The organism is Sulfurovum sp. (assembly GCA_020525365.1).
Taxonomy (GTDB): domain Bacteria; phylum Campylobacterota; class Campylobacteria; order Campylobacterales; family Sulfurovaceae; genus Sulfurovum.
On record JAIZOF010000001.1, the window covers coordinates 406,599 to 422,425 of the forward strand.

The following is a 15,827-nucleotide window of genomic DNA, read 5'->3' on the forward strand; positions in this document are numbered from 1 at the left end:
AAATTTATCCTAATTAAGTCATAATCCATTTATCTAAAACTAAATCAAAAGGATATTAAATGGCAACAGTAACATTTAAAAGTGACATTGTATGTAACCTAGCAGGTACAGAATTAAACATAGGCGACACAGCACCAGTGGTAACAGTAGTAAACTGTAACCCAATGCTTCAGGATGAGCAGATAGGTGGAGAAGGTAAAGTTCAACTTATAATTGCAGTACCATCATTAGACACAGGTGTATGTGATGCTGAAACTAGAAGATTTAATACAGAAGCAGCATCTTTAGATGGTGTAGAAGTTATGACAGTTTCTATGGATTTACCATTTGCTGCTGCTAGATGGTGTGGAGCTGCTGGAATCGAAAACATCAAAGTATGTTCAGATTTTAGAAACAAAGATTTTGCAAATGCTTACGGTGTTCTTTTGGCTGACGGTCCTTTAGCTGGTGTAACTGCAAGAGTTATCTTTGTAGTTGGTAAAGATGGAAAAGTTGCTTATAAGCAGGTTGTTCCTGAAATTACGGAGGAGCCTAACTATAACGAAGCAATTGAAGCAGCTAAATCTGCAGCAAATGCGTAATTATACTATAGCATGATAACACGACAAAGTCCTTTGGCTTTGTCTCTTCTTTTTCTTCATAGCCCCATAACTATTATTTTGTTACAATCACTCTATGTTACATTTAAGATATATTATAGTCACCACTATGCTTTTTCGAACATATGACTCTTTGCATCGTATCTTCTATTCTATATCAATAAAATATAGGGATAATGAGAAGACAAGGAGATGTTATTATTAGTCGTTACACACAGAAACAAATAGATAAATTCAATCGCCAAAAATATATTACTGAACTTGAAAAGGTTGGTAAAAATATTTTTCGTATGTTGCGTGATACAATGGTTACTTCTCAGGATTTTTCTGTAAAATTTAAAAAACTTAAAGTGAAACTAGATTGGAGAGAAACTATACATTTGGATTCGGAGTATCATCAAGAATTAAAACAATATATTGGTCATCTTTATGCAAAAACATGTGAAAATAAAGCCTTTGATAATGTACTATTTAATGATATGCGAGATACAGAGATGAGTAATTTAAATCGTTTACAGAAAATAAAGAATGCCAGCTCTTACAAAAAAGATAAACACAAAGCAAAACAGGAAAATGAAGACTGGGGCTAAGGTTTTAATAGGGTACCATAGGGAGAATTATGAAATTCAATACAGTATTGGTAATAGTAGTTATTGAAATAATTTTTTTTATCAGTGGGTGTAGCTATAAATATAAGATAAACAAAATACAACATGATACCAATGTAAGCAAAATACAACATGATACCAATGTAAGCAAAATACAACATGATACCAATGTAAGCAAAATACAACATGGTATTAAGGTGAGCAAAAAACGACATAGTATTAAAGTGAATAAAATACCATATAATATCAAAGTGTGTCGAAAAGAACTATCATATGGTTTAGAGATTAGGAAAGATCAGATTATTGATAGGCTGATTGCATATAAGTCGAAGCGGAAAATAGAGGGATATAGAGATGGTAAAAAAGTTTTTGAATCTCGTATATCTTTGGGTAAAAATGCAGATAAAGGGGATAAGATACAAGAAGGTGATTATCGTACACCTGAAGGCAATTATACGATTATTCGTAAAAAATGTCACCCAAGGCTCTACCGATCATTATTGATTTCTTACCCAGATGCACAAGATATTGTGGAGGCAAAATCTAAAGGAGTTAAACCTGGAGGATATATTACAATTCATGGACAGCCCAGATGGAATGCAGATGACAAGTATGATTTTTATACACTTTCGCACGACTGGACACAAGGATGTATAGCAATACCCAATAAAAAAATAGTACAGTTATGGGTTGGAATTAGAAATGGTGTACCAATTACAATTTACCCTTGAGTATATTTTAGCTATATTCGAGAAAAATTATATTATTATGTTAAATCTGGTATATTATTATGTTAAATCTAGAAGGAGAATAAAATGAAAAAGTATATCGTTTTTCTTTGGAGTTTTTTTGCTATAACATTTGGATTTTCGGGTGGAGATATGGGAAGAGAAGATATAATAGTCCCAAATTTAGGTGCTATAACACAGATTGAGAAGCCATACTATCCAAAGAAAATCTATATTGATGAAGAGACTAATTTAATGTGGCAGGATGCATCTTATACTGATGCAGAGGATGGTGCTTATGCCAATAATTACTCAGTAGGCAAAGTTGGTGTGTTTCAACATGCGGTGCGTTATTGTCACAACCTTGATTATGCAGGCTACCAAGATTGGCGACTTCCTACTGCAAATGAGCTCATGGCAGTTCATCATCAGATTGGACAGAACTTTGTTTATTTTAGAAGCAAGGACTTTTGGACATCAACACCAACAACAGCAGGAAAGCATTATGTAGTCTATCCTGCAGATGCTTATAGATACAAAAGAAGCAAGAAGCAATCAAACTATATCCGCTGTGTGCGCCATACTTAAGCCTCTTTAAAGGAGTTTAATTTCTTCTTGAAGTGTAATATTAAAGTCCTTTAAAACCCTTTCTTTTGCTAGCTCAAGTAGTAAAATAGCATCTTTATAGGTTCCTTTTCCAGTATTGATTAAAAAATTAGCATGGACACTGCTCCATGCCATGCCTCCTTGACGATACCCCTTTAGTCCTACTGCTTCAATAAGTCTGCCTGCATAATCTTGAGGAGGATTCTTAAAAACTGAACCTGCACTAGGGTCACGAGGCTGATTGTTTCTGAGTACGAGTAGCTTATTTAATAGTATCTTATTAAACTTCTGTTTTATTTCAAATCGTGCAGCTGTGGCTACACCTTTTAGTTTAGCAAAGCGGTAACCGTATTCAATCTTAGTTTTTTCTATCCACTTTCCATCTATTTTGATACTATGAAGTATATTGAAAACTTCGTAATCCTTTACCCCTGCATTCATTGCTAGCATGCCACCTAGTGTTCCTGGAAGTTTACTACAAAACTCAAATCCACCAATATCCTTATTTTTACAATAGGAGATAATGCGCCCCGTAGCCATAGCAGCACCAATTTCAAGAAGTCCGTTTGACTCTTTAATGTATGAAAAGTCTTTGCTTAGCATCATTAGTGGCGGAGGATTAGATGAGATGAGTAGGTTATTGGCACCACCGATGAGGTAATGATTAGAAGGGATAAGGTCATCTTTTTCAATCATAAGTACTTTGGTGGGCTGACCAATTTTAATACTGGAATATTGGGAGAAATCGATAATTTTGGTATACACCTTCTATCTCGCTCGAAGTTTGTTATACTCTTTAGGTATTAGGTAGTCTTCTGTTTTAATAGGGTACTCCCATATCCCATGCTCAGAACCAATGTTATATAGTTTATCTAATGCTTTTATTTGAAGTGTAGAAAGTTCAACTGATTCATTAGAGGCATACATATCAAGGTATTTTGTGAGCATCTTGTCTGAAATTCGCACTAGACTATCGGTTTCAAGTTTTGCACAAAGCTCATCTTTTCTTTCATTGGCAATTTTAACACCATCGATAAGAATATTTTCAATGTCAATGGCACGATTTAAAGGCAAACTTCTTCGTAATGCCATACCACCTAGTGGCAGAGGCAACCGTTCTCCCGCCAATTCTATCCAAATATCCCATATCTCTTTTTCGACTTCCAAACTTTTATCAAAGTTAAGAATTGATTCATGTATGAGTATGCCTGCATCAACGTCACCATCTATAACAGCTTGTTCAATTTCAAGAAAATTCATATAGACGGGATGTGCATCAGGATAGTAGATGCGAAAGAGCATAGCATTGGTGGTATAATGACCCGAGAGTGCCACCTTGAAGTGACGCTTGAGCTTTTTCCCTTTGTGTTTGATGAGTTTTGGACCATAGCCTTCGCCAAAGCTGACTGCTGTACGAAGGAGGGCATACTCCTCTTTAATAAGTGGATACATTCCAAAAGAGATGGCAGAGACATCATAAGTACCTTTGATTGCTTCTGTATTTAGTGTCTCGATATCAAGTCCAATATTCTCGAATATTAAACCTTTAGTATCGACCCATCCAAATTTAATAGCATAATACATGAATATATCGTCCGCATCAGGAGAGTGTGCAAGTTGAATGGTATTTGGCATGCATGAAACCTTTATGAATCAATGAAAGTATTTTAGCATAAGGAGGCACAAAAAGAAGAGGTATTAAGATTACCATGTATAGTTGTATTGCAGTAAAGTATTAAAAAATATGACAATATGACATATTTTTATCTTTTTTGTATCACTTAATTTACAATAGTACCATGACTAAATAGCTAATGTTTATTTAGATAAAATGACTTCAATAATAAAGGATAAGGATATGACAATGGCGATGGATGCACAAAAACAAAAAGCACTCGATATGGCGATTAGACAAATTGATAAAACGTTTGGAAAAGGAACCTTGATGCGACTGGGCGACAAGGAGTTTGAGCCGATTGAAGCAATTTCTACTGGCTCACTTGGATTAGATATGGCTTTAGGAATTGGTGGTATTCCTCAGGGACGTATTGTTGAGATTTATGGTCCAGAGTCTTCGGGAAAGACTACATTAGCGCTACAGACTATTGCGTCAGCACAAAAACAAGATATGATATGTGCTTTTATTGATGCAGAACATGCACTTGATGTAGTATATGCAAAGAATCTTGGGGTTGATACAGATAATCTACTAATTTCACAACCTGATTTTGGAGAACAAGCATTGGATGTGCTTGAAACCCTAGCACGTTCTGGAGCGGTTGATTTGATTGTAATTGACTCGGTTGCAGCATTAACACCCAAGAGTGAAATTGAAGGAGATATGGGTGATCAGCATGTGGGGTTACAGGCACGCTTGATGTCTCAGGCACTTAGAAAACTGACAGGATTACTACATAAGACAAATACAACTGTCATTTTTATTAATCAAATTCGTATGAAAATTGGTACAATGGGGTATGGTTCACCTGAAACAACAACAGGTGGTAATGCATTAAAATTCTACTGTTCTGTGCGTATTGATGTTAGGCGTATTGCTACATTAAAGCATGGGGAATCTCAGATAGGAAACCGAGTTAAGGCAAAAGTAGTCAAAAATAAAGTAGCACCACCATTCAGACAAGCAGAATTTGATATTATGTTTGGTGAAGGTATTTCTTATGAAGGAGAGTTGGTAGATTACGGTGTCAAACTCGATATTATCGATAAGTCCGGTGCATGGTTTAGTTATGGAGCAGAAAAGCTTGGGCAAGGAAAAGAGAATGCAAAATTAATTCTCAAAGAGAACCCTAAACTTCGGATTGAAATTGAAGAAAAAATTAAAGAAGCACTTGGTTTTGGGGAAGGGCTAACTATGAATACAAAAGAGATTAAGGAGGGTGAATAGTAAAAATATTTTTTTACTATTGTAGTTCTAAAAATCTAAATTTAATATCTACAATAAAATTTCTCTTATTGCATGTATAATTATGATACGGGGTAGAGCGGGTACCAGGCAAGTATGCTCATTTAAGTATAGGGTAATTTTTGCTAGAATAAATAATAATTACATGATTAAGAAAAGGAATAGAATGATCTTTATTGATGATATAGTGGCAACAGAGGTGATGGATAGTCGAGGAAATCCAACAGTTCGTGCAACAGTTAGTCTCAGCGATGGAACCGTAACAAGTGCAATTGTTCCAAGTGGAGCAAGTACAGGAAAGCGTGAAGCGTTAGAGCTACGTGATGGCGGTAACCGTTATATGGGTAAAGGGGTACTTCAGGCATGTGAAAATGTTAATGGACCAATTAATGATGCACTAGTAGGTCTCAGCCCTTTTAATCAAGCAGAGATTGATTTGATAATGAAAGAGGCTGATGGTACACACAACTATGGAAACCTTGGTGCCAATGCAGTATTAGGGGTCTCCATGGCAGTAGCACGTGCAGCGGCACAATCATTGAAAATGCCTCTCTATCGTTATCTTGGTGGAGCTAATGCAGTTGTGATGCCCGTACCGATGCTTAATATTATCAATGGTGGTGAGCATGCAAATAATTCGGTTGATTTTCAGGAGTATATGATAGTACCAGTTGGATTTGATCAATTTTCTGAAGGACTTCGTGCTGCAACTGAGGTATATCATAACCTCAAAAAGATTATTGACAGCATGAATGAGAGTACGGCCGTGGGTGATGAGGGTGGTTTTGCTCCAAACTTAAAGAGTAATGAAGAACCTATTCAGATCATTATGAAGGCAATTAAAGAAGCTGGATATAATCCAAGAGAGCAGATTGCCATAGCACTCGATGTTGCTGCCTCTGAACTTGTGAATGATGAGGGAAAATATGTTCTAAAATCTGAGAATAGAGAATTAACAAGTGAGGAAATGGTCTCTTACTATACTGAAATGGTTGAGAAATATCCCATTATTTCCATCGAAGATGGTTTAAGTGAAGATGACTGGAGTGGCTGGAAAGTGCTGACAGAAAAACTAGGTGATAAGATTCAACTTGTTGGAGATGATCTATTTGTGACTAACGTCTCTATTCTTGAAGAGGGCATCAAGAAAGGTGTTGGGAACTCTATTTTGATTAAACCTAATCAGATTGGTACGGTTAGCGAAACAATGCAGACAGTACGTCTTGCTCAGCGCTCAGGCTATACCTGTGTAATGAGTCACCGTTCTGGGGAGAGTGAAGATACTTTTATTGCAGATTTTGCTGTAGCACTTAATACAGGCGAGATCAAAACAGGATCCACAGCAAGAAGTGACAGGATTTCCAAATATAATAGACTACTCGAGATAGAGGCTGAGCTTGGCCAGTTCGAGTATCTTGGTACTTCTATTTTTAATCGATAGAGGAGAAAAACTTTGGTAGATACAAAAGAGGTTATATTGATGACAGGACTTCCTCCTAAAACCCTTTTTTTAATAACTATTGCCATCTTGCTTTTTGGTATTTATGTGGGTGTTTTGATTTATGGGGAGAATTCATTGACTGTATTGCAACACCTTAGAGAGAAAAAAGCAGTATTAAAACAAGAGATACAGATTTTGAAAATAAAGAATCAAAGACTTCAAAAAGAATATTTTGAGCTGAAGCAATTAGAACCCAAGGAGTAGTAGATGACAAGACAATATGTATGGATGATGGTTCTACTGGTAACAACGATAGGTATGGGCGCTACAGTGAATCCTTTTGAGTTGAATGAGAATTTTCAGAAGCTGCAACAGGATCAGGATACTTTTCTTAAAGAATTTAAGAATTCTTCTAAAAAACTTAGAGCAATTCAAAAAATAAAAGATAGTATTAAGGATAGCAAAGGTTTTCCAGAAAAAATGCTGACAGCAGAAACTCCTATAAAACCAGAAAATATTTCCAATAAAAATGAGATACCCGAGAAGGTTGTTGGGACTAAAGAGGAACCAACTAAGATTGATATTAATATTACAAGAGAGAAAATAGAGAAAGCAAAGAGAGCAGATGAGGAATTTAAAAAAGCAATTCAGGAGGTTAGCTAGGAAGATTAATCTGATTTCTTCTCTTGTAACTGTAAAGTTTTAATAATCACCATAACAATAAGAATCTCAAAAATACTTGCAAGAATGAGCTGATAGTAACTAAGAAGATCTAGCAATGTTGTCTCATATCCTATGGTCGCAACTGCAACAAGGAGGGTCAAAGGCATTGACAGTGAAAGTCCCACTAAAAGAGCCTCTTTTGAACCATAGATATGTTTAAGTGCAACAGCCGCCAACACTCTTGAAAGTATCATAAGAAATGTGATAAGTATCGCACCCGTTAAAACCCCTTCAAAAGCTAAAGATCGTATATCAAATGATGCACCTACATGGATAAAAAAAAGTGGTACAAGAAATCCAAATCCAAGGCTTGACATTTTTTTCTCTAGCTCCTTTTCGTGATGAAAAAATGCCGAGATAGCAACTCCAGCGATAAACGACCCTAGTGCCAATTCCAAATCAAGCGAGAGCATAACCGCAATTAAAATAAAAAAGAGTGCCATAGCAAGGCGGATATCCTGATCAGAAGTATTAAATTTGGGAACTAGAGTACGTTTAAATTCTGGGAACCACCAGAAGAATAGGTGTAATACTTTGTAGAGTAGATAGACTGAAACCATAAATGTTGCGAGATAGGCTATTTTTTCAAGAAGTTCAAGGGTTAGACCAGTTGTGCTGGCAGCATCAAAAATGGTTAGTACAGCAATAGAGAGTATCTCTCCGAGTACTCCTGTAATAAATGCTAGTTTAATCCATAATTGTTCTTTGCCATAGGTTTTTGAGAGAGAGGCAAGCAGACCAATGGAAATTAGAGGCATAGAGATAATAATGATTGTATTAAGATTAAACAATAGCCCTGATCCAACAGAGAAAAGTGTTATTAAAAATAAAAAAAGTATACTTTTATGAAGAATATCTTTGGGGCTACGTGTGATCTGTTTGAGATCTACTTCCATCCCGGCAAGAAACATTAGATAAAGAAAGCCTACCTCGGCGATTAGGTCAAAATAGGAGTTTTCTTCAATCATTCCTAAAAAAGCAAATAGTGATCCCAAAATAATTTCGATAGCAGGAATGGGCATTCTTAGAAATTTAGACATAAAGGGGCTACTCCAGATTAACAGTGAAAGAGTAAGAATGAGTGTAATGTTAGTGTGTATCACAATTAGTGCCTATCTCAAGTCCAAGAGATTCTAGCATTTCTCTATCTTTACTAGGTACTTGTCCTGGAGTGGTCAGATAGTTTCCAATGACAATAGCATTAGCGCCTGCCTCAAAGATTTTTGCTTCATCACCCTCAAAAAGAAGTTCTCGTCCACCAGCAATCATTAAAATATGATCCTTACCCAAAAGTACTCTTGCTTTCCGTATGATATGTAGTGCTTCACCTTGATTGATATTACGTGTTTTGATAGGCAAGGCAGGGTTTGGATGATAAAAGTTAAGTGGACTAGATTCGGGTTGGAGTGAAGCAATAGCTTCAAGTAGGTCGTCTCTGTCTTGGGCTGTTTCTCCCATACCAAAAATACCTCCACTACAAAGTTTGAGCCCAACTGACTTGATATTCTCGCAGGTTTGATAACGTTCGTGCCATCCATGTGTTTGGCAAATATTGGGATAGTAGTGCTCTGATGTTTCAAGATTGTGATTATAGCTGTCGATGCCATGCTTTTTTAAGTAAGATAATTGTTCTTTATTTGCAGTACCATTACACGCAATAAGATTAAGCCCCTCTACTTCTGCTTTGATTGCCTCTGCAGCACGTGCAACAAAATCAACCTTTTTATCATCAAGTCCTTTTCCTGCAGTAACAAGACAGTATCCCAATGCACCATATTCTTTGGCTTGTTTTGCTTCACTAACAATCTGTTCAATTGGCTTAAAGCTGTACCGCTTAATATCAGCATGATAGCGGATACTTTGTGTACAAAACTTACAATCTTCCAAGCAGGTACCACTGAGAATGTTATTAATGGCACAGAGAAATACCTGTTTCATCTATTTGGCTTCTTCTTTGTGTTTACATTTAAAGCACTCATAAACCTCTTTATTTTTGAGTATTTTTTTACCCATTAGATAGTCACATTTTGGACATTTTTGATCTACTGGTTCAAAATTAGTAATAAATTTACATTTGGGGTAGTTGCCACAACCGTAGAATTTTCCCCGTCTTCCTTCACGCTCTTGTAGCTTACCACCACATTTTGGACAAGGGACTTTAAGCTCTTTGGGTGGCGTAAGTGACTTAGCATTTTTACACTTGGGATAGGCCGAACAGGCGAGAAATTTTCCCCGTCTAGAGTTTTTGATGATCATAGCAGAACCACATTTTTCACACTTCTCATCAGTCTCTTCAGGTTGTTCGGATTCTGTACCATCTGTATTTTTAGTATATTTACATTTAGGGAAGTTTGAACAGGCAATGAATTCACCATAACGCCCTTTACGCAATAGTAACTCTGAATTGCATTTGGGGCATATTTCACCTGTAGGTGTTGCAACCTTAAGGCTTTTGATATTCTTTTTTCCTTCTTCTATCTTTTGCATAAAAGGGGTATAGAATTCTTTGAGAATATTTTGCCAGTTCTCTTCACCAGTTGCAATTTTGTCAAGCGTCTCTTCCATTGTTGCTGTGAAACTACTATCAACAATTTCAGAGAAGTACTTTTCAAGCATCTCAATAACTGTAAAGGCAATCTCTGTAGGATGGATACGTTTTTTTTCTATCTCAATATAGTTACGCTGTTGCAAAATAGTAATGGTTGGTGCATAGGTGCTTGGACGACCAATACCAAGTGATTCAAGCTTCTTAATGAGACTTGCTTCATTGTAGCGTGGCGGTGGCTCAGTAAAGTGTTGTTCAGATTTAATTTCATTGAGTGAAATAGGCTGCCCTTTTTTGAGATCGGGTAGAAGCTTATCCTTCTCATTATAACCAATAACTTTATAAAAACCATCAAAAAGTAGTTTTCGTCCACTTGCCTTGAAGGTACACTGATTACCCTTGAAGAGAATTGTTTGTGATTCAAGCGTTGCTTCGGTCATTTGGCAGGCAAGAAAACGATTATAGATAAGGCGGTAAAGCTTGAGTTCATCAGCAGTAAGATACTTTGCTGCAACAGTACCGTCAAAGTCAATACGGGTTGGGCGTATTGCCTCATGCGCCTCTTGAGCCCCTTTGGACTTGGTGGTATAATTCTTTGCTTTTGGAGGTAAATATTTATCCCCATAGGTTTTTTCAATAAAGTTGCGTACCTCACTTACTGCTTCTTTGGAAAGATTGAGTGAGTCGGTACGCATATAGGTAATGACCCCCATAGTACCTTTGTCTGTTTTGACTCCTTCATAGAGTTTCTGTGCTACCATCATGGTTTTTTTTGGAGAGAATCCTAACTGGGTTGAGGCTGTCTGCTGGAGTGTTGAGGTCATAAATGGTGGAGGTGTTTTGGTTTTCCGTTTTGTCTTCTCGATAGAAGAGACAGTAAATGATTCTTCTTTGGCCACTGCAACAATCTCTTGTGCATCAGCTTCTGTTTTGATGGTCATCTTCTCAATCTTTAATCCACTATAGTTATAGATAACGGCCTCGATACTTTTTTCAAATAGTGTTCCAATAGTCCAAAACTCTTCTGGTTTGAAGACTTTGATCTCACGTTCACGCTCAATGACTAGTTTGAGTGTAGCACTCTGTACCCGTCCCGCACTAAGTCCCTTTTGTATTTTATTGGCAAGCAATGGAGAGAGTTTATACCCTACAATACGATCAAGTAGTCTTCGTGTTTGCTGAGCATCGACAGAGTCCATATTGACTGTACGTGGATGCTCCAGCGCATATTTTATGGCACTTTTGGTAATCTCGTGAAAAACAATACGTGGTAGTTCGGTTGGCTCTTTTCCAATTGCCTTGGCAATATGATAACCAATGGCTTCCCCTTCACGATCCTCATCGGTCGCGATATAGATAGTTTGAGCTTCTTTGGCAAGTTTTTTTAACTCTTTGACGGTTGGATTAGCATCTTTAGGAATAGAGTATTTAGGAACAAGATCACCCGTTTTGTCGTCAACTGTAATACCAAAGGTACTTTTAGGTAGATCCCTGATGTGCCCTTTAGAGGCAATAACTTTATATTCCTTGCTTAAAAAATTGGTAATAGTACGAGCTTTTGCTGGTGATTCAACGATAATGAGATTTTTCATATATTATTTACTTTATTATAGAGAAATTTTCTGGCATTGTAACACAAATAAGTTAGGAATTGGGAAATGAGCATCCTAAGGACAGGCAGAAACAATGTGTAGGTGAACTCAAGTAGCTAAATAGATTGCAATGATTAACTTAAGACTTTTTCAAAATTCTCGGTAGAGTGATACCTGTTTGGCTTTGGTATTTACCATTACGGTTAGCATAAGTTGTTTCACACTGCTCATCACCTTGCAAAAAAAGTACCTGTGCAATCCCTTCTTTGGCATAGATTTTTGCTGGTAATGGAGTAGTGTTGCTTATCTCAATAGTGATATGCCCTTCAAATCCTGGTTCAAAAGGGGTGACATTGACAATGATACCACAGCGCGCGTAGGTACTTTTTCCTAAGCAGATTGCTAGTGTATCTTTGGGCATCTTGAAGTACTCAATAGTACGTGCAAGTGCAAAAGAATTAGGCGGAACAATACAAACATCACCCTTGAAGTCAACAACATTGTTTTCATTAAAATCTTTTGGATCAACTACTTCAGCATTGATATTTGTAAAGATTTTAAACTCATCTGATACCCTAATATCATACCCATAAGAGCTTAGTCCGTAGCTAACAACTCCCTCTCCAATGAGTCCTTCTTCAAAAGGAGATATCATTGTTTCATTGAGTGATTTTTCACGTATCCATTTATCTGATTTTAATCCCATGATCCCTCTTTATGTTCTAAGATATTGAATATTGGCTTCAGTTTTCATTTTTTTAAAGTAGTCTTTAAGTACTTGTTCTTGTTGCTGTTGTTGCCAACGTGCTGCTACAGCACCACGTGCAGCATCAAATGGCATTTGTGTTATTCCACTTTTGGTGTGTACTTGATAAACAACCCATTTGTCACCAGCATTAATAGGGTTAGTGTAGTCACCGTTAGAAGTTTGAAGCAATATACCAAGTATAGCATTGTTTATTTCTTTAGTCTTTTTTATCACCTGTTTACTGCTAATTCCTTTACTATTTTTGGTTTTAAGAAATATTTTGATTTCCTTTTCTGTAGCCGCAATATATTCTGTGACACTGATGAGAGAGGGGATAGCAAACTCTTCTTTATGGTTTCTATAGAAGAGTCTGAGTTCATTCTCTGTTGGTGTGGGAATACTACTTGCTGCAATTTCACGAAAGAACCTTTTTTGTTTGAGTGCATTACGAATACTCTTTCTGTATTGGCTCCATGCCATACCCTGTTGCTTGAGTAGCTGTTGCATCTTTTGGATGCTTATCTCGTTTTGTTTGACAATACGTGAGATTTCCCTATCAATATCTGCTTCCGGAATAGAGATATCCTTCATTGCCACTCGTTGTAGCCTGTCTTGAATGAGCAAATCAATTGCCTGTTGTTTTGTTATGTGACCACGTGTCTGAATGGCATGTATTTCAGATGTTGTAACAGGCTCACCTTCTACAATAAGTGCAATCGCATCAATTGTTTCTGCATAGAGTGAAATGGTTGTCAAGATTGTAAAAATAGATAATATTTCTTTCATGGGTTGAATCAACTTGTGGTATAAATTTCAAAAATTATAGCACAAGGATGAATAGAGTAAGGTTTCATGGATATAATATTTTTCTAAGATTTTTATATTCATAAGGTTATTTGAATGTCTTCAAACCTATTTATTGTTTTTTTATTATTCCTAAGTACTGTGTTTGCACAGTCGCAGAACAGCTGTTTGGTGTGCCATAAAGGGATTGAGCCTATTCGAGACCATCAGTCCAAAATGATGCAAAAGATTTTTAAGGTTGCCAAAAAAGCAGGTGCTGAGGGAAATGACTGTGTGGTTTGTCATGGAGGAAACCCAAATGCATCCAATAAAGATATGGCACATAAGGGTACCTTGCCTTATTTTCAAAGCCATAAGGGACCTAAAGCGTTCTACCCGTACCCAGGAAGCCCATGGATCAATCAGCATACTTGTGGCATGTGTCATGAAAAACAAGTGGCAGCACAAGAGAATAATTTAATGGCAACAGAACAAGGGAAGATACACGGAGCACTATGGGGTTTTGGTGCCAAGGATGGTTACAAGCATACTTTTACTAACTTTGGTGGAAAATCTCCATCGTTACATGAGAGACTTGGAAGTGAAACTTACAAAAAGTATATGGAAAAACTTGCTAAGCTTGAACCACAAGGTTTTTTAGCTAAAACCAAAGAACTTCCACCTGCACCAACAGCCGAGGAAGTAGAGCAAGACCCTTCGCTTTCAGTTTATACTTATCTTCGACAGGAGTGTCTGCGTTGCCATACTGGCGGAAAGGGGCGCTACAGAAGAGGAGATTATCGTGGCATAGGATGTGCTGCTTGCCATGTACCTTATTCTAATGAGGGATACTACGAAGGGGAAGACTCGAGTATTCCTAAGGGAAAATCTGGTCATATGCTAGTGCATAGCATCCAGTCATCAAGCAAAGTACATGTGCGAGTACATGATATCAATTATAGTGGGATTCCTGTAGAGACTTGTACAACCTGTCACAATCGAGGAAAGCGTATTGGGGTAAGCTATCAGGGGCTTATGGAGACAGAATATAAAGCAACTTTTGATCAAGAAGGGAATGGGCAGCCAAAACTTCACACAAAACGTTACCTACATCTAACTGAAGATATTCACTACACTAAGGGGATGCTTTGCCAAGACTGCCATACCTCCAATGATATGCATGGTGATGGTTTCTTTAGGGGCGCAAATCTTGGTGCAGTCGAGATTGAGTGTCAAGACTGTCATGGAACGACTACAAAGTATCCATGGGAGCTACCCCTTGGCTATTCAGATGAATTTAATACCAAACCTAAAGTGGGTAACCCTAGAGGAACGACCAAAACACTTGCAGCATATCTGAAACAAGGAAATATTCCCAAAGATACAGGAGATGGTTTTCTGCTTTCTGCTAGAGGCAATCCGTTGACCAAAGCAGTTAAAAAAGGTAACAAGGTTGTGATGCATCTGGCTTCTGGTAAGACCATAGAACTTAAACCATTAAAGTTACTCAAAGCAGAGAAGAAAATATCTAAAGAGGGGCTTATTGCTATGGATCAAATATCGGCACATACGGATCGTATGGAGTGCTATACATGCCATGCAACTTGGGCGCCACAATGCTACGGTTGCCATGTGAAGATAGACTACTCTGGCGGCAAGAAAAATCCTGATTTTCTTGCCGCCTCAAAGCATCATGTTAATGGGAAAACAGGTGATGTTGATAGTTTGAAATCATATTTGGTTGATGGAAAAGTAACAGAGACTAGAAGTTACCTTCGCTGGGAAAATCCAGCACTAAGTCAAAATGGTGAAGGGCGTATTTCTCCGACTATACCAGGATGCCAAGTGACACTAACAGTAATAGGGAAAGAGGGAAAGGCATTGCTTCAAAACCATATTTGGAAGCTTAAAGGTGTAGAAAAAGGCAAAGGCGTTAAAACACCTAAAGAGGGTGTTAATTCTATTACGATGAGCCCTGTACATCCGCATACAGTCAGTAAACGTTCTCGTACTTGTGAAAGTTGCCATAATGATCCTAAGGCAATGGGGTATGGTATAGGAGAGGGAAAATATTTTACAGATCAGACTAAAACAACCATTGTTGACCTTATGACTGCTTCTAAAAAACTACTACCCAAAAAGGTAGATGAGCAGATTCCTGCTATACCAAATCTCAATCATGACTACTCTAGCATGCTTGATGAAAATGGAACCCAGTTACAGACAGTTGGAAACCACTGGAAGCTCTCACAGGCACTTGGTAGTGAAACTCGAAGCAAACTTGACCGTCGTGGTGCTTGTCTTGCCTGTCATAAAGAGATGCCAAGCGAAGATTTGGCAGTCTCTTTGCTGGTGCATGCAGCCAAGTATGCCAATGTAAAAATAAACAATGAAATGCACCACACACTGCTCCATAAGTCACTTTTGATGACAGCATGGGTACAGATACTTTTAGGTGTGTTGATCATTTTTGGATTATTGCTTTGGTGGAAGAGATAGAGGTTCACCATAAATATATGAATCATCTCTAA

The 15,827-nt window shown here is 37.4% G+C and carries 16 protein-coding genes; 9 read left to right on the forward strand and 7 right to left on the reverse strand.

Annotation, left to right across the window (positions count from 1 at the left end; all coding sequences use genetic code 11):
- The first annotated feature begins 59 nt into the window (after nucleotides 1-59).
- The 4 genes from tpx (at nucleotide 60) to LGB01_02095 (ending at nucleotide 2,523) form a co-directional block, all read left to right on the forward strand.
- Nucleotides 60-581, forward strand: coding sequence for a thiol peroxidase (gene tpx / locus LGB01_02080; protein MCB4753002.1), 522 nt, complete (start codon nucleotides 60-62; stop codon nucleotides 579-581).
- Nucleotides 582-775: 194 nt separating this feature from the next.
- Nucleotides 776-1,189: a hypothetical protein gene (locus LGB01_02085; GenBank protein MCB4753003.1), complete on the forward strand. Its 414-nt coding sequence runs from the start codon at nucleotides 776-778 to the stop codon at nucleotides 1,187-1,189.
- A 29-nt stretch (nucleotides 1,190-1,218) separates the two neighbouring features.
- Nucleotides 1,219-1,938, forward strand: coding sequence for a L,D-transpeptidase family protein (locus tag LGB01_02090; protein MCB4753004.1), 720 nt, complete (start codon nucleotides 1,219-1,221; stop codon nucleotides 1,936-1,938).
- An 84-nt stretch (nucleotides 1,939-2,022) separates the two neighbouring features.
- On the forward strand, nucleotides 2,023-2,523 hold the full coding sequence (locus LGB01_02095) for a DUF1566 domain-containing protein (protein ID MCB4753005.1): 501 nt from the start codon (nucleotides 2,023-2,025) through the stop codon (nucleotides 2,521-2,523).
- 6 nt (nucleotides 2,524-2,529) lie between these two features.
- Here the strand turns inward: LGB01_02095 and LGB01_02100 are convergent, their stop codons facing one another.
- Nucleotides 2,530-3,306, reverse strand: a complete 777-nt coding sequence (locus tag LGB01_02100; GenBank protein MCB4753006.1) for a UDP-N-acetylmuramate dehydrogenase — start codon at nucleotides 3,304-3,306, stop codon at nucleotides 2,530-2,532.
- Nucleotides 3,307-3,309: 3 nt separating this feature from the next.
- Nucleotides 3,310-4,176, reverse strand: a complete 867-nt coding sequence (locus tag LGB01_02105) for a succinate--CoA ligase (protein ID MCB4753007.1) — start codon at nucleotides 4,174-4,176, stop codon at nucleotides 3,310-3,312.
- A gap of 229 nt (nucleotides 4,177-4,405) precedes the next feature.
- Here LGB01_02105 and recA point away from each other — a divergent pair, with 229 nt between their 5' ends.
- The 4 genes from recA (at nucleotide 4,406) to LGB01_02125 (ending at nucleotide 7,568) form a co-directional block, all read left to right on the forward strand.
- Nucleotides 4,406-5,446 (forward strand): recombinase RecA, encoded by a 1,041-nt coding sequence (recA, locus tag LGB01_02110; GenBank protein ID MCB4753008.1) that lies wholly within the window; start codon nucleotides 4,406-4,408, stop codon nucleotides 5,444-5,446.
- A 184-nt stretch (nucleotides 5,447-5,630) separates the two neighbouring features.
- Nucleotides 5,631-6,905 carry a phosphopyruvate hydratase gene (gene eno / locus LGB01_02115; protein MCB4753009.1) on the forward strand — a complete coding sequence of 425 codons (1,275 nt, stop codon included), beginning with the start codon at nucleotides 5,631-5,633 and terminating at the stop codon, nucleotides 6,903-6,905.
- Between the two features lie 12 nt (nucleotides 6,906-6,917).
- A complete protein-coding gene (locus LGB01_02120) occupies nucleotides 6,918-7,169 on the forward strand; it encodes a hypothetical protein (protein ID MCB4753010.1) in 252 nt (83 codons plus the stop codon).
- Between the two features lie 3 nt (nucleotides 7,170-7,172).
- Nucleotides 7,173-7,568, forward strand: coding sequence for a hypothetical protein (locus LGB01_02125; GenBank protein ID MCB4753011.1), 396 nt, complete (start codon nucleotides 7,173-7,175; stop codon nucleotides 7,566-7,568).
- Between the two features lie 5 nt (nucleotides 7,569-7,573).
- Here LGB01_02125 and LGB01_02130 read toward each other — a convergent pair whose 3' ends face one another.
- The 5 genes from LGB01_02130 to LGB01_02150 all read right to left on the reverse strand — a co-directional run bounded on the left by LGB01_02130 (nucleotide 7,574) and on the right by LGB01_02150 (nucleotide 13,299).
- Nucleotides 7,574-8,731 carry a cation:proton antiporter gene (locus tag LGB01_02130; GenBank protein MCB4753012.1) on the reverse strand — a complete coding sequence of 386 codons (1,158 nt, stop codon included), beginning with the start codon at nucleotides 8,729-8,731 and terminating at the stop codon, nucleotides 7,574-7,576.
- Nucleotides 8,718-9,566, reverse strand: coding sequence for a biotin synthase (locus LGB01_02135; protein ID MCB4753013.1), 849 nt, complete (start codon nucleotides 9,564-9,566; stop codon nucleotides 8,718-8,720). The genes LGB01_02130 and LGB01_02135 overlap by 14 nt, the downstream gene beginning before the upstream one ends.
- Nucleotides 9,567-11,765, reverse strand: coding sequence for a type I DNA topoisomerase (gene topA, locus LGB01_02140; protein MCB4753014.1), 2,199 nt, complete (start codon nucleotides 11,763-11,765; stop codon nucleotides 9,567-9,569).
- A 139-nt stretch (nucleotides 11,766-11,904) separates the two neighbouring features.
- A complete protein-coding gene (gene dcd, locus LGB01_02145) occupies nucleotides 11,905-12,471 on the reverse strand; it encodes a dCTP deaminase (GenBank protein ID MCB4753015.1) in 567 nt (188 codons plus the stop codon).
- 9 nt (nucleotides 12,472-12,480) lie between these two features.
- Nucleotides 12,481-13,299 carry a peptidyl-prolyl cis-trans isomerase gene (locus LGB01_02150; GenBank protein ID MCB4753016.1) on the reverse strand — a complete coding sequence of 273 codons (819 nt, stop codon included), beginning with the start codon at nucleotides 13,297-13,299 and terminating at the stop codon, nucleotides 12,481-12,483.
- 234 nt (nucleotides 13,300-13,533) lie between these two features.
- Here LGB01_02150 and LGB01_02155 point away from each other — a divergent pair, with 234 nt between their 5' ends.
- Complete coding sequence (locus LGB01_02155; protein MCB4753017.1) at nucleotides 13,534-15,795, forward strand: cytochrome C; 2,262 nt, start codon at nucleotides 13,534-13,536, stop codon at nucleotides 15,793-15,795.
- Nucleotides 15,796-15,827 lie beyond the last annotated feature (32 nt).

Bases quoted from the DNA above. Each gene is read 5' to 3' on its own strand.
- LGB01_02125 (MCB4753011.1), top strand. From the start codon at position 7,173: ATGACAAGACAATATGTATGGATGATGGTTCTACTGGTAACAACGATA.
- LGB01_02085 (MCB4753003.1), top strand. From the start codon at position 776: ATGAGAAGACAAGGAGATGTTATTATTAGTCGTTACACACAGAAACAA.
- LGB01_02150 (MCB4753016.1), bottom strand. From the start codon at position 13,299: ATGAAAGAAATATTATCTATTTTTACAATCTTGACAACCATTTCACTC.
- LGB01_02105 (MCB4753007.1), bottom strand. From the start codon at position 4,176: ATGCCAAATACCATTCAACTTGCACACTCTCCTGATGCGGACGATATA.
- LGB01_02090 (MCB4753004.1), top strand. From the start codon at position 1,219: ATGAAATTCAATACAGTATTGGTAATAGTAGTTATTGAAATAATTTTT.
- tpx (MCB4753002.1), top strand. From the start codon at position 60: ATGGCAACAGTAACATTTAAAAGTGACATTGTATGTAACCTAGCAGGT.
- dcd (MCB4753015.1), bottom strand. From the start codon at position 12,471: ATGGGATTAAAATCAGATAAATGGATACGTGAAAAATCACTCAATGAA.
- LGB01_02135 (MCB4753013.1), bottom strand. From the start codon at position 9,566: ATGAAACAGGTATTTCTCTGTGCCATTAATAACATTCTCAGTGGTACC.
- topA (MCB4753014.1), bottom strand. From the start codon at position 11,765: ATGAAAAATCTCATTATCGTTGAATCACCAGCAAAAGCTCGTACTATT.
- eno (MCB4753009.1), top strand. From the start codon at position 5,631: ATGATCTTTATTGATGATATAGTGGCAACAGAGGTGATGGATAGTCGA.
- LGB01_02155 (MCB4753017.1), top strand. From the start codon at position 13,534: ATGATGCAAAAGATTTTTAAGGTTGCCAAAAAAGCAGGTGCTGAGGGA.
- LGB01_02095 (MCB4753005.1), top strand. From the start codon at position 2,023: ATGAAAAAGTATATCGTTTTTCTTTGGAGTTTTTTTGCTATAACATTT.
- recA (MCB4753008.1), top strand. From the start codon at position 4,406: ATGGCGATGGATGCACAAAAACAAAAAGCACTCGATATGGCGATTAGA.